Source organism: Streptomyces sp. NPDC104761 (assembly GCF_055583445.1).
Window position 1 is genome coordinate 1,290,728 of sequence record NZ_JBVJNZ010000001.1, and the last position, 13,190, is coordinate 1,303,917.

A 13,190-nucleotide genomic window follows, 5' to 3' on the forward strand; every position below is an offset into this window, starting at 1 on the left:
GCCCGCCGGACCGTTCGTACCGGCGGGCGGGGCCGGTCCGCCCTCCGCCCTGTCGCCGTGCGGCGGGCCATAGCGCGGCTGGTCGTCGTGCCAAGGACCGGTGTGCTCAGGTCGTCAGATGTGCGGGCGGCGGCCCTTCTCCTGGCGGGGGAAGGACTGGTCGGCACCCGGCAGGGTCGGCTTGGGCAGCGTGGCCACTTCCTCCTGCGCCTTCTCCAGCTGCTCCGCGGTGTCGTCGGGGAGCAGGGGCGCGCGCGGGCGGGCGTCGCGGAAGCGGAACGCGGTGGTCAGGTCGCCGAAGGCCGCCCGCCGCCAGTCGCTGATGTTCGGCTCCTCGACACCGGTGAACCGCTCCAGGAACTGCAGCGCCGACGTGTGGTCGAAGGCCTCCGAGGCCACCCAGCCGCCCACCGTCCACGGCGAGACGATGACGGCCGGGACCCGGAACCCGCCGCCGATCGGCAGCCCCTGGACGAACTCGTCCTTCGTGCCCGCCGGCGGGGTCGGCGGCGCCACGTGGTCGAAGAGGCCGTCGTTCTCGTCGTAGTTGAGGATGAAGGCGGTCTTCCGCCACACCTTCGGGTTCGACGCGATGGCCTCGATCTTCGACGCCACGTAGTGGGCACCCGCGGCCGGCAGGTAGTCCGGGTGCTCCGACTGGTAGCTCGTCGGGCAGATCCACGACACCGTCGGGAGCCGGTCGCCCCGCGCGTCGTCCTCGAACGCGCCGTGCGCCTGCGGCCGCACCCCCCGCTCGTACAGGTCGGAGCCGGGCCGCGCGTTCCTGAAGGACGCGAACTGCTCCAGCAGGTTGGTGCCGTAGTCGTCCTCCTCCTGGTACACCTTCCAGCTGACCCCGGCGGCCTGGAGGCGCTCGGCGTACGTGGTCCAGCGGTACGGCGTGGGCGCCGCGTTGCTGATGACCGGACCGCCCCGCGTGCCGCCCGGGTCGATCGAGCCGGTCATCCACATCAGGCGGTTGGGCCAGGTCGGGCCGAGCACCGAGCAGAAGTAGTGGTCGCAGATGGTGAAGGTCTCCGCGAGGGCGAACTGGAAGGGGATGTCCTCGCGGGTGTAGTAGCCCATCACGTAGGGGCCGTTGACGCCGTCGGCCTTGCGGTGGGCGGGCAGCCACTGGTCCATCCTGCCGTTGTTCCAGGCCTGGTGCTGCACGGACCAGGCGTGGCTCGTGGAGGGGATGGCCTGGGCGCTCGACCTGTGCGTGTCGAGGTGGAAGGGCAGCAGGTAGCCCTTGGGGTTGACGGTGTCGGGCTGGTAGAAGACGGACCGCCCGTCGTCCAGCCTCAGCGCGTGCGGGTCGGCGAAGCCGCGGACGCCGGAGAGGGTGCCGAAGTAGTGGTCGAAGGACCGGTTCTCCTGCATCAGCATGACGACGTGCTCGATGTCGCGCAGCGAGCCGTTCCGCGGCGGTCCGGCGGCGACGGCCTTCCGGACGCTGGGCGGCAGGAGGGACAGGGCCGCGGCGCCGCCGATCGCGCCGGCGGCGGAGCCCAGGAGTCTGCGACGGGTCAGTTCGGCCATGACTGCTCCTTTCTCGGGCCTTCCGGCAGGAAGGTCTTTGCGGGAGTGACGGCAGGCCCGGCCACGAGGACGGGCCGTCGTTCACTGTGGGCCCCGGCCGGTGCGGTGCGTCAGGTGCGGCTGGTGAACTCCGGGCCAACGCGCGGAGGGAACGTGCCGACTCGTTACGTCCAACACTCGCTGGACATACGGGTGTTGCCAGACGTTATAGAACGATGGCTGCTACATGAATCGTGCGCGTCCGGGCCGCGCGTACCACGGCGGGCGTGCGGCCCATGACGAGGGATCCCATGACGGGTGCCGGCACGCCCGATTCGCTGCCGCGCATCTCCCCGCGCCGCGCCGGCCGGACCGCGCCGGTCGCCGGCCGCGGATTCTTGATCCATGTTTTACGTCCCCCGGGGAACTGGAACCCGTACTGCAGCAGTCTGACGGACAGTGGGGCCTGAAGAGGCCGCAGAGCGAGACGAGTGAGTGGGGCAGGGCGTGGGACGGCGCAAGGGCGGCATAGGCATCGCAGTCGGTACGGTCGCAATGCTGGTGGGGGTGACCGCCTGCGGCGGCGGGGGCGGCAGCGACAAGGCGAGCGGGGGCGACGCGAAGGCGTCCGGGACGCCGAGCGCGAGCGCCTCGCCCAGTCCCACGAAGCCCGCGGGCCCGCCGATGCTGCTGGACACGATCACCCCGCAGACGGGCACCACGGTCGGCGTGGCCATGCCGATCTCGGTGATCTTCACGAACCCGGTGGCGGCCAAGGCGCGGGCGAACGTCGAGAAGCACCTGAAGGTCAGCACCTCCCAGCCGGTGGTCGGGGCCTGGCACTGGATGGGCGACCGGCGCGCCGACTGGCGGCCGAAGACCTACTGGCCCTCCGGCACGAAGGTGAAGATCGACGCCGACATGACGGGCGTCAGCAACGGCAACGGGCGCTACGGCGTGCACGGTTACACGCACACCTTCACGATCGGCGACGACGTGCGGGCGGACGTCTCGGTGACCGGCCACACCATGAAGGTCACCCGCAACGGCCAGACCGTGCGCACCCTGTCGATCAACGCGGGCAGCGCCCAGTACCCGACGTGGGACGGCACGATGGCCGTGATCGACAAGCAGGCGAAGGTCCACATGACCTCCTGCAGCGTCGGCATCAGCTGCGACAAGGGCAGCCCCAACTTCTACGACCTGACGCTGCCCTGGGACGTCCACCTCACCCAGTCGGGCACCTACGTGCACTACTCGACGGGCGATCCCAACCCGGGCAGCGGCAGCGCCCGCGGTTCGCACGGCTGCGTCCACCTCTCGCTGTCCGACGCCAAGTGGTTCTACGGCCAGGTCAAGCAGGGCGACCCGGTCACCATCACCGGCTCGCCCCGGGGCAACGCCCCGGCCGACAACGGCTACGCCGACTTCAACCTGAGCTGGGACCAGTGGCTCACGGGCAGCGCGTCAGGACAGCAGACGACCACGGCGCTGTGACCCGCGGCGGGAGGGTCGCCGGTGCTCCTCCGGGAGCGGCGGCGGCCCCTCCCGCCTGGGCCGGCCCAGGACGACTCCGGCCAGGGCCAGCACCAGTCCGCACAGTTGCCGGCCGGTGAGCACCTCCCCGGCGACCGCCGTGCCGAGCAGGACGCCCGTGACGGGGTTGAGCAGACCTATCAGCCCGACCGTTCCCGCCGACAGGTGCCGCAGCCCGGTGAACCAGGCGACGAAGGCCAGTGCGGTGGCGACCAGGGAGACGTAGCCGAACGCGAGCAGCGCCGGTGCGCTGAGCGCGGGCGGGGGGCCCTCCACCGCCGCGGCGACCGGGAGCAGGAGGAGGCCGCCGGCCGTGAGCTGCCAGGCGGTCGAGGCGAGCACGTCGGTACCGGCGTTCCACCGCTTGGTGAGGACGTGCCCGAAGGCCGACACCAGCATGGCGGCGGCCGAGGCCAGGACTCCCGGCACGCTCGTGCCCTCCACCCCCGTGAGCAGCATGAGGCAGACCCCGCCGAGTCCGAGCACCGCGCAGGCCAGTTGGGCGGGCCGGGGCCGCTCGGACACCAGGGGCCAGGCCATGAGCATCATCGTCAGCGGGGACACCGCCATGACGGTCGAGGCGACGCTCGTCGGAAGCAGCTGGGAGGCCGTGTAGACGAGGACGAAGAACACGCTCATGTTGAGCAGCCCGAGCACGGCCGACCGCCACCACCACGCACCGCGCGGCCGCTGCCTGCCCAGTGCGAGCAGGACGAGACCCGCGGGCAGCGCCCGCAGGGCGGCCCCGTAGAGCGGGCGGTCGGCGGGCAGGAACTCGTGCGTCACGTAGTAGTTGGCACCCCAGGCCACCGGCGCCACCGCGGTGACCGCCACCCAGCGCAAATTAGCTTCCATGGAAACTAATATAGCTTCCCGGGAAGGTATTGTGGAGGCATGAAGCACGACGGACCCATCGACCGCGTGGCCCGCATCCAGGCCGACTGGCGCCGCGAGCGGCCCGACGTCGACGTCGGCCCCCAGGGGGTGATCGGCAGGCTGCACCGTCTGGCCGGCCGGCTCACCGAGGAACTCTGCCTCGTCTACGGCCGCTACGGCCTCAGCGAGGGGGAGTTCGACGTCCTGTGCGCCCTGCGCCGTGCGGGGGAGCCCTACGAGAGGGCGCCCGGCGAACTCGCCGCGCACACCATGGTCACCACCGGCGCGATGACGAAACGGATCGACCGCCTCGAACGGGCCGGACTCGTCACCCGCCGCCGCTCCGACGACGACCAGCGCGGCCGCATCGTCGCCCTCACCACCCCGGGGCGTGAACTCGTCGACCGTGCCTTCACCGACCACATGCGCAACGAACGGCGCCTGGTCGACCTGCTGACCCCCGCCGAGGCCGAGTCGCTCGAAACCCTGCTCACCACCTGGCTGGCCCGCATGGAGGACCCGCACACCCCCGGCGGCGAATGACCGGGCCCCGGTACGCGGCCACGCTCACGGGTTCACTCGGAGGGATGAACCTCGCGCGCATGGTGTGGACGATGCGGGAAGACCCGGACCTTCCGCCGGGCGCGCCCCGCCGTCGGCAGGGCGCGCCCGGAGCGGCGCTCAGGTCAGGCCGAAGGCCTGTGCACCGGACCCGTTGCAGTCCCAGATCTGCAGGCGGGTGCCGTTGGCGGTGGCGCCGTTGGGGGAGTCGAGGCAGCGTCCGGACTGGGGGTTGAGGAGGGAGCCGTCGGCCTGCTGGACCCATTTCTGGCCGCCGACCCCGTTGCAGTCCCACAGTTCGACCTTGGTGCCGTTCGCGGTGCCGTTGCCCACGATGTCCAGGCAACGGCCGAGCGTGGCAAGGGAGTTGTCCGAGCCGTGGTACCAGTGCTGGTCGATCGCGTACGACTGGCAGCCCCACAGCTGGACGGCGGCCCCGTTCGTGCCGGTGTCGTCGGCGGCGACGTCCACGCACGTGCCGCCCGGGCCCTTGACCGCCCCGCCGCCGTTGACCGAGAACTTCTGCGCGGCGGCGCCGTTGCAGTCCCAGATCTGCAGGCGGGTGCCGTTGGCGGTGGCGCCGCTGGGGGAGTCGAGGCAGCGTCCGGACTGGGGGTTGAGGAGGGAGCCGTCGGCCCGCTGGACCCATTTCTGGCCGCCGACCCCGTTGCAGTCCCACAGCTCCAGCTTCGCGCCGCCGGCCGTACCGTTGCCCTCGATGTCGAGGCACCGCCCGAGGGTGGAGAGCGAACCGTCGGGGTTGTGCGTCCAGTGCTGGTCCTCGGCGTACGTCTGGCAGTCCCACAGCTGGACGGCGGCCCCGTTCGTGCCGGTGTCGTCGGCGGCGACGTCCACGCACTTGCCGCCCGGACCGGTGATGGTCCCCTGCGGGCCGTTCGGCACGTCCGTCGCGCCGTTGTAGCCGACGGAGACGATGTTCGCCTGCACGGCGTTCTCGGCGGCGTCGGTGGGATAGCCGGAGACCATGACGCCCTCGAAGAAGGTCCCGCGGTTCCAGTTGCTGTTGTCGCCGCCGATGCCCAGGATGATGCCGCCCTCCTGCTGCATGGGCTGATAGCCGCCCCGGGTCGGCAGCGCGCCGTCCCACCAGGTGGAGAGGCTGCCGGACCGGGAGTCACCGCCCTTGAGCGCGTACCGGGTCTGCCCGTTGTTCTTCAGGACGGCGGTGACGAAGGTGGAGCCGTTGCCCCGGTTCGCCGTGTTGGAGCCGTTGTCGCCCTGGAACATGCCGTTCTCCAGGTCGGCCTCCACCCACGGGCCGTTTCCGGTGCACGGCGCGAAGTAGCAGGTGGTGGCGATGGATACGGCGTCCATGTGGCCGTTGCCGGTGTCGGCGGGGGTGCGTTCGGCGTTGCCGTAGTCGAAGCAGCAGGCGGATCCGACATGGGTGCCGCTGGCCACCATGTAGGCGCCCTCGGGCTGGCCGCCGACGGCGACACCCGACGCGACACCGGTGTAGCGGTAGCCGACCCCGGGCGAGATCCAGAGGCCGTAGACCTTGTGGCCGCCCGCGGTGACGGCGATCTCGGACGCGTCGGCACCCCGGTCGGCACCCATGCCGGCGGTGCCGGCGGGCCCGGGCGTGAGGTCGTTGTGCCGGCCGCTCTGGTCGTAGATCTTCGTGATCCGGCAGCCGCCGTCCGTGGCGCAGAAGGCGTCCTGAGCGGCCGCGTCGGCGTACCCGCCCTGAGTGAGCAGCCCGATGTCGGCGGTGGCCCCGTCCGAGACGCGGGTCACCTGGTACAGCGGGCCGGCGTAGGAGGAGAACAGCGCGCGGGTGACGCTGTGCGCGGCGACGCAGGGGGTACCCGCCGCGGCATAGATGTCGCAGGGCAGCGAACTCGCGGCCTGCGAGGCGGCCGGGAACCCGAGCAGCAGCCCGAGCGCGAGACAGAGGGAGGCCAGTACGGCCACGGCCTGCGGCCGCCGTAAGCAGAATCTTGGCGAGGTCATGACATTACGGACGGACGGAGATCCAGGCATGCGCGTCCCTTCGAAGCTGGAACGGGGGGAGGTCGCACCGAGGTACGGCGGCACAGCTCTCAGATCGGCTCGGCCCGGAACTTACGCACGCTGTTCGAGTCCGTCAATATTTGTTTCCTTCTTTTGGTTCAGACCAGGCATGGCGGGCGGCGGCGGTTGCAGGAGCACAGGCCACGCGTGTGGCCTCGCCGTTCCGGGGCAGCAGGTTGTGGTGCGAGGTGTTCGCACCCGCCGCGGAGTTCGCTTCGGCGAACCTCTGCCGGTGAAACCCTTCGACGGTGGAACGGGGAGGCAGCGTGTCCGGAGCCGTACTGCCCCGGCAGGTCCGCGACGAGCTCGTCCGCAGGCTCCGACGGAACGACCGGGCCTTCCGCAGCGACGACGTCCAGGTCGTCGAACGCCCGCTGCTGCGGCGCGCGGTCGGCGCGTCCGCGCTCGGCAACTGCATGGAGTGGTTCGACTTCGGCGTCTACAGCTACCTGGCCGCCACCATCGGCAAGGTCTTCTTCCCCGGAGCCTCCGCCGGTGCCCAGGTGATCTCCTCGTTCGCCACCTTCGCGGCCGCCTTCGTCGTACGGCCCCTCGGCGGACTCTTCTTCGGGCCGCTCGGTGACCGGGTCGGCCGGCAGAAGGTGCTCGCCACCACCATGATCATGATGGCGCTCGGCACCTTCGCCATCGGACTGATCCCGAGCTACGCCACCATCGGCATCGCCGCTCCGGTCCTGCTCCTCGTCGCCCGCATGGTCCAGGGGTTCTCCACCGGCGGGGAGTACGGCGGCGCGACCACGTTCGTCGCCGAGTACTCCCCGGACCGGCGCCGCGGCTTCCTCTCCAGCTGGCTCGACTTCGGCACGTTCGTCGGCTACGCCCTCGGCTCGGCCCTGGTCACCGTGCTGAACGTGCTCCTCACCGACCAGCAGATGCTCACCTGGGGCTGGCGCCTGCCCTTCCTGATCGCAGGTCCGCTGGGCGTGATCGGCCTCTACATGCGGCTGAAACTGGAGGAGTCCCCGGCCTTCCAGCAGCAACTCGACGACCACGAGAAGGACCTCGCCCAGGAGTCGGCAGACAGCGAACTCCGGACCGTCGTCACGCATCACTGGCGCGCGCTGCTCGTCTGCATGGGCCTGGTGCTGCTGTACAACGTCACCAACTACATGGTCACCGGGTACCTGCCGACGTACCAGACCGAGACCCTGCACCGCTCCAGCGGTTCGGCCGACCTCCTGGTGCTGATCGGCATGGTCTGGATCGTCGTACTGATCACCTTCGTCGGGCGGCTCAGCGACCGGATCGGACGGCGTCCCGTCTACGGGGTCTCCGCGGCCGCCATGATCCTGCTCGCGGTGCCGTCCTTCCAGCTGATCAGGATGCACGGCACCTGGCCACCCGTCCTCGGCGTCCTGCTCCTCGCCACCCTGCTGGCCTGCTTCGCAGCGCCGAGCGCCGCGACCCTCCCGGCCCTCTTCCCCACGGCCGTCCGCTACGCCGCGATGGGCATCGGCTTCAACATCGCGGTCGCGGCCTTCGGCGGCACCACTCCACTGGTGACCGCGGCCCTGGTCAACGTCACCGGCGACGAGCTGATGCCCGCCTACTACCTGATGCTGGCCGGCGCGATCGGTCTGCTGACCGTCCGCTTCCTGCCGGAGAGCGCCCAGGTCCCGCTGCGCGGCTCCCGCCCCATGGTCGGTTCACGCGCGGAGCAGCGCCGGCTGGTCGGCACTTCGCAGGAGCTGTACAGCGCCTGCCTGCGGGACCGGGCGGATGCCAGGGGCTCAGAATCAGCCGCACGGTCCTGAGCGCGTCGTGACGGGGCGGCCACCACCTGCGCTCGCGAGCCCCCCCGGCATCCGCGCAAAGGGTGCCGTCCGAGCCCATGGCTCGCACGGCACCCTTTCCGTTCGGCGTCCGCCGTGCGCGGACGGGGTCAGGCCTTGGCCTGCATGGAGCTCCGTGCGGGGTTGCCCTGCTCGGCCGCCTTGGGGTCCTTCTCGTCGCCCTTGGCGCGGACGCCGTCGGCGATGCGCTTGCCGATCGTCTCGTCGATGTTCGACCAGTACGTGAACGCGCGCTGGAGGACCGGTTCGCTCACGCCGTTGAGCAGATGCCCCACGACGTTGTCGACCAGACGGTCACGGGCGGCGTCGTCCAGCACCTCCCGGACCATGGTGCCGGGCTGGCCCCAGTCGTCGTCCTCGGGGTGGGAGACGTACGCGGCGCGGACGAGCTCGCCGTCCGCCTCCCAGGTGGGCGACGGGCCGAAGGCGGTGGGGTCGGCGGCGGGGCCGCCCTTGGAGTTCGGGGCGTACACCGGGTCGGACGTCTTGCGGAAGGCCATCGCCCCGTCCTTGGAGTACGTGTGGACGTCGACGACGGGAGCGTTCACCGGGAGCTGCTGGTAGTTGGCGCCGATCCGGTGCCGGTGGGCGTCCGCGTAGGAGAACAGCCGGGCCAGCAGCATGCGGTCCGGGCTGGGCCCGATCCCGGGAACGAAGTTGTTCGGCTGGAACGCCGCCTGCTCGATCTCGGCGTGGTTGTCGGTCGGATTGCGGTCCAGGGTCATCCGCCCGACCGGCACGAGCGGATAGTCACCGTGCGGCCACACCTTGGTGAGGTCGAACGGGTTGAAGCGGTAACCCGCGGCGTCCGCGTACGGCATGAGCTGGACGTACAGGGTCCAGCTGGGGAACTGGCCGTCACGGATGTGCTCGAACAGGTCGCGCATGTGGTAATCCGTGTCGACGGCGGCCATCTGGTCCGCCTCGTGCTGGGTGAAGAACTCGATGCCCTGGTCCGTCTTGAAGTGGTACTTCACCCAGAACCGCTCGCCCTTGGCGTTGATCCACATGTACGTGTGCGAGGTGTAGCCGTTCATGTGGCGCCAGGTCCGCGGGATGCCGCGGTCGCCCATCAGCCAGGTCACCTGGTGGGCGGACTCCGGGGAGAGCGTCCAGAAGTCCCACTGCATGTCGTGGTCGCGCAGGTTGTTGTCCGCCCGGCGCTTCTGGGACCGGATGAAGTGCTGGAACTTCATCGGGTCCTTCACGAAGAACACCGGCGTGTTGTTGCCGACCATGTCGTAGTTGCCCTGGCCGGTGTAGAACTTGATTGCGAAGCCGCGGGGGTCGCGCCAGGTGTCCGGGCTGCCGCGTTCACCCGCGACCGTCGAGAAGCGGATGACCAGGTCGGTACGGGCGCCGGGCTGGAAGAGGCCAGCCATGGTGTAGGCGCTGACGTCCTCGGTCACCTCGAAGTGGCCGAACGCGCCGCTCCCCTTGGCGTGCGGCTGGCGCTCGGGGATCCGCTCCCGGTTGAACTGTGCCATCTGCTCGATCAGATAGGCGTCCTGCAGCAGGACCGGTCCCCCGGGCCCCACGGTCAGCGAGTGCTCGTCGCTCTCGACGGGGGCACCGGAGTCGGTCGTGGTGAGGGGTGGCTTCTGCGTCATGACTCTGCCTTTCTCCGCGCGGAGCAGTGGGTGCCGGTTTCCTGCGGATACTGGGGTCGTTGCGGTGTCCGGGGCCGGCGGCCGTTTCACACACCCGCGGCCGCGCCCCGCAGTGGCGGGTGACCCGGCCCGAGCGCGGCAAACACCGGGCCCGGCAGCCGTTGCAGGGGCCGCGCGGCGACGGCGGCCCCGGCCCGGTTGTCCGGCATCCAGCCTGGTCCCACCGGGCCGGTGCCGCCACTCGGGGATCCGGGACGTTTTTCGGCTGGAGCCGCCGCCGGTCGTGTCCCCGGGGCGGGGACGGTCGTTCCTCAGGGCATGAAGAGGATCATCACTGCCGCCGCGCTCGCCCTGACGGGCGTGGCTCTCGCCGCCCCGGCCCACGCGGACGGAACCGCCCCCGGCCCCTCCCGTGACCTCGCCACCAAGGTCGCCGGGGCGCTGCCCAAGGCCGCGGTGGCGGGTCTCAACGCGGCTGCCTCGTCCATGGCGACCGGCATGCAGGACCGGCCCCCGGCCAAGTAGACCGGGCCGCCCGTCGGGTCCGTCCGTCGCACAGGTCCGTCCGATTCCGACCCGGTCCGTTCCCGGCGGCCGGGTCGGGCGGCGACCCGTCGGCCGGGGGCGGCCTGTCCCGCCCGTAACCGCCGTGCCGGACCGCTCTACCGGGGCGAGGGGCCGGGGGGCGCGCCGGTCAGCAGGTGGCGCTCGTGGGACTCGTAGCGGCTGCGTTCACGGTCGGCGGACCTCCGCCCCGCCAGGACGGTGGTGAGCCAGCCGGTGAGGAAGCCCGCGGGTACCGAGACGAGGGCGGGCGTGTTGTAGGGGAACCAGGCGAAGTCGGCGTCCGGGAACGCGGACAGTGGCGTTCCGGAGACCAGGGTGGTGCCGGGGGCCAGGGCGAGCACGGTCAGTGAGCCCACGACGAGGGTGGCGAGGAGCGCGGTGCGCGTGTAGCGGCGCCAGAAGAGGGTGTAGAGGAGTGCGGGGGCGATGGCGGAGGCGCCGAGGGTGAAGGAGACGGTCGCCAGCGGCTGAAGGCTGCGGTGCTGGGCGAGGACGGCCAGCACGATGGTGGGGACGCCCACGGCGAGGGCGCAGCACCGGGCGAGGGCGAGCTCACGGGCCGGTGCCGGGGGAGTGGCGCGGGATGCCGTCAGGTCGTGGGCGAGTGTGTTGGCGCAGGCCAGTGTCATGCTCGCGACGGAGGCGAGCAGGGTGAGGAAGACGGCGGTGGTGACGGTGGCGAAGAGCAGGCTCTCCGGCCGGGACAGGCCGGTTCCGAACGCGGCGCGGGCACCCAGCAGGTAGGCGGTCGTGCCGTGCGCGTCGGCGGCGGCGATGCGGTCGTGACCGACGAGCGCGGTCGCGCCGGTGCAGATCAGGGTGAGCATCAGAATGAAGAGGGTCACCGAGGAGACCGCCCAGGACATGGCCCGGCGGACCTGTCGTGGCGTGCCCGCCGTGTACATGCGCATGGTGACGTGCGGCAGGCAGGCGCCGCCCAGCACGATGGCGCCCTGGGTACTGGCCATGTCCAGCGCCGGATGCGGGCTGCTGGAGTACTGCAGCCCCCAGGTCAGATAGGCGTCCCCCGCTCCGCTGCGCGCGGCCGCCGCGTGGAACAGCGCCTGGGGCTGCCAGTCGAACGCGCGCAGGATCAGCACGCTCACGACCAGCCCCGAGCCGAGCAGTGCCACGGTCTTGATGATCTGGACCAGCGCGGTGCCGGGCATCCCGCCGAGCGCCGCGTAACTGATCATGAGGACCCCGGCCCCGGCCACGCACCCGTTCTGCATGCCGGTGTCGGTGAACCCGAGCACGTACGCGAGGAGTTCACCGACCCCGGCGAGCTGGACGACCATCATCGGCACCAGGGCCGCGAGGGTGACCAGGCAGGCCGTGACACGCACCGACCGGGCAGGGTGGCGACGGGCCAGCGCGTCGCCCATGGTGTAGCGCCCGGTGTTGTGCAGGGGTTCGGCCAGCAGGAACATCAGCAACAGCAGCGACAGCAGGGCGCTGAGGGCGAGGACGATGCCGTCGTAGCCGCACAGGGCGATGATCCCCCCGATGGTGAGGACGGTGGCGGCGGAGATGTAGTCGCCCGCGACGGCCAGCCCGTTGCGCAACGGCGACAGGGACCGGTACCCGGTGTAGAACTCGGCGAGGTCGTCCGCCTCCGGGCCGGTCAGCACGCACAGCAGCAGGGTGAGGGCGACGACGGCGCAGAACGCGACGAGGGACCAGGACTGGGCGGAGCCTCCCAACCCGGTCACGGCGCCTGCTCCCGGTCCGCGACGGCCCCGCCCGTCTGGCGGCGGGCGCGCCGCGCCAGGGGATCCACGAAGCGGTGCGCGGCGGCCTCGTGGAGCAGGACCGCGAGCCAGGTCACCGGAATCTGGACGAGGGCCAGGACCAGTCCGGTGGGCAGGCCGCCGGGACCCGGGCGGGTCATCAGGGCGGGCGCCTTGACGGTCAGGGTGAGGAAGGCGGCGAAGTAGCCGAGCGCGGTGATGGTCGCCACCCGCCGCTGCCAGCGGTAGGCCCGCCGCAGCAGGCGCAGGGTGCGGTGGGCACCGGAGCGAGGGTTCGCAGCCGGGGTGCCGTACGGCTCCTCGCCGCTCGACCAGGCCGGGGACGGGCGGTCGTACGGGGACGGGTGGCCGTAAGGGGAGCGGCCCGAGGGTAAATCGGGCACATCATAGGACATTTCGGCAACTCCTCGGTGGGGACCGGGCCGGTCGTGACGGGCCACGAGCGGGGAGGGCGGTTCGGCCGGCCGGACGCCGTGCGGCCGGGGGCTGGTGGGAAGCCGTGTGCGCCGGTCGTCCGGGACGTCGTCTCATAGGGGAGCGGTCGGGTGGGCGAAGCGCCATGGTCTCCGGCGTGGGCGCCGTCCGCCAGGGGTGCGGCGGGAGTCGATGGGGGCGGCCCCTGGTGCGCGGGGCTGACGTCGGGATCTCTGCCAGTGGGTGATGAAGCATGGGCGGAGCGCGCGGTGGCGCGATTGTTTCCCGAAGTGCGCCGTCGCACACCTCATGAGCCCCGGGCCGCGCGGCGGTTGGCCGGCCCGGGCGGGGCGCGGCTGTGACGCACCTCATGGGTGGCGTGGGTCTCGTCCGGCGGCCCGATCCGTACGCCCTTCAACTTCCGTAAACGGTACGCAATTTGCTCCGCAACGATCTCCGTGGTGTGGTCATGGGTCCCTGCCGGGCAGGGGCCGGAAGGAACTTTC

Annotated in this window: 10 protein-coding genes; 4 read left to right on the forward strand and 6 right to left on the reverse strand. The window is 71.4% G+C overall.

The annotated features are described in order from the left end of the window. Positions 1–114: 114 nt before the first annotated feature. A complete protein-coding gene (locus tag ACZ63F_RS05780) occupies positions 115–1,542 on the reverse strand; it encodes an alkaline phosphatase family protein (protein WP_469709012.1) in 1,428 nt (475 codons plus the stop codon). A 534-nt stretch (positions 1,543–2,076) separates the two neighbouring features. On the opposite strand from ACZ63F_RS05780, the gene ACZ63F_RS05785 reads away from it, so the two are divergent. Then, complete coding sequence (locus tag ACZ63F_RS05785) at positions 2,077–3,018, forward strand: L,D-transpeptidase (RefSeq protein ID WP_469709340.1); 942 nt, start codon at positions 2,077–2,079, stop codon at positions 3,016–3,018. Here the strand turns inward: ACZ63F_RS05785 and ACZ63F_RS05790 are convergent. Then, positions 2,989–3,912 carry an EamA family transporter gene (locus ACZ63F_RS05790; RefSeq protein ID WP_469709014.1) on the reverse strand — a complete coding sequence of 308 codons (924 nt, stop codon included), beginning with the start codon at positions 3,910–3,912 and terminating at the stop codon, positions 2,989–2,991. The two genes, ACZ63F_RS05785 and ACZ63F_RS05790, sit on opposite strands and share 30 nt — an antisense overlap. A gap of 39 nt (positions 3,913–3,951) precedes the next feature. Between ACZ63F_RS05790 and ACZ63F_RS05795 the strand changes: the two genes are divergently transcribed. Further along, a complete protein-coding gene (locus ACZ63F_RS05795; protein WP_469709016.1) occupies positions 3,952–4,476 on the forward strand; it encodes a MarR family winged helix-turn-helix transcriptional regulator in 525 nt (174 codons plus the stop codon). A 138-nt stretch (positions 4,477–4,614) separates the two neighbouring features. Here the strand turns inward: ACZ63F_RS05795 and ACZ63F_RS05800 are convergent, their stop codons facing one another. Next, positions 4,615–6,468, reverse strand: a complete 1,854-nt coding sequence (locus ACZ63F_RS05800) for an arabinofuranosidase catalytic domain-containing protein (protein ID WP_469709017.1) — start codon at positions 6,466–6,468, stop codon at positions 4,615–4,617. 326 nt (positions 6,469–6,794) lie between these two features. Between ACZ63F_RS05800 and ACZ63F_RS05805 the strand changes: the two genes are divergently transcribed. After that, positions 6,795–8,303, forward strand: a complete 1,509-nt coding sequence (locus ACZ63F_RS05805) for an MFS transporter (protein WP_469709019.1) — start codon at positions 6,795–6,797, stop codon at positions 8,301–8,303. A 128-nt stretch (positions 8,304–8,431) separates the two neighbouring features. Here the strand turns inward: ACZ63F_RS05805 and ACZ63F_RS05810 are convergent, their stop codons facing one another. Beyond that, a complete protein-coding gene (locus ACZ63F_RS05810) occupies positions 8,432–9,952 on the reverse strand; it encodes a catalase (RefSeq protein ID WP_469709022.1) in 1,521 nt (506 codons plus the stop codon). 318 nt (positions 9,953–10,270) lie between these two features. Here ACZ63F_RS05810 and ACZ63F_RS05815 point away from each other — a divergent pair, with 318 nt between their 5' ends. Next, a complete protein-coding gene (locus ACZ63F_RS05815; protein ID WP_351959748.1) occupies positions 10,271–10,477 on the forward strand; it encodes a hypothetical protein in 207 nt (68 codons plus the stop codon). 137 nt (positions 10,478–10,614) lie between these two features. Here the strand turns inward: ACZ63F_RS05815 and ACZ63F_RS05820 are convergent, their stop codons facing one another. Further along, positions 10,615–12,231 carry a sodium/solute symporter gene (locus tag ACZ63F_RS05820; RefSeq protein ID WP_469709024.1) on the reverse strand — a complete coding sequence of 539 codons (1,617 nt, stop codon included), beginning with the start codon at positions 12,229–12,231 and terminating at the stop codon, positions 10,615–10,617. Then, positions 12,228–12,665 (reverse strand): DUF485 domain-containing protein, encoded by a 438-nt coding sequence (locus tag ACZ63F_RS05825; RefSeq protein ID WP_469709026.1) that lies wholly within the window; start codon positions 12,663–12,665, stop codon positions 12,228–12,230. Before ACZ63F_RS05825 ends, ACZ63F_RS05820 begins: the two co-directional genes overlap by 4 nt. Positions 12,666–13,190 lie beyond the last annotated feature (525 nt).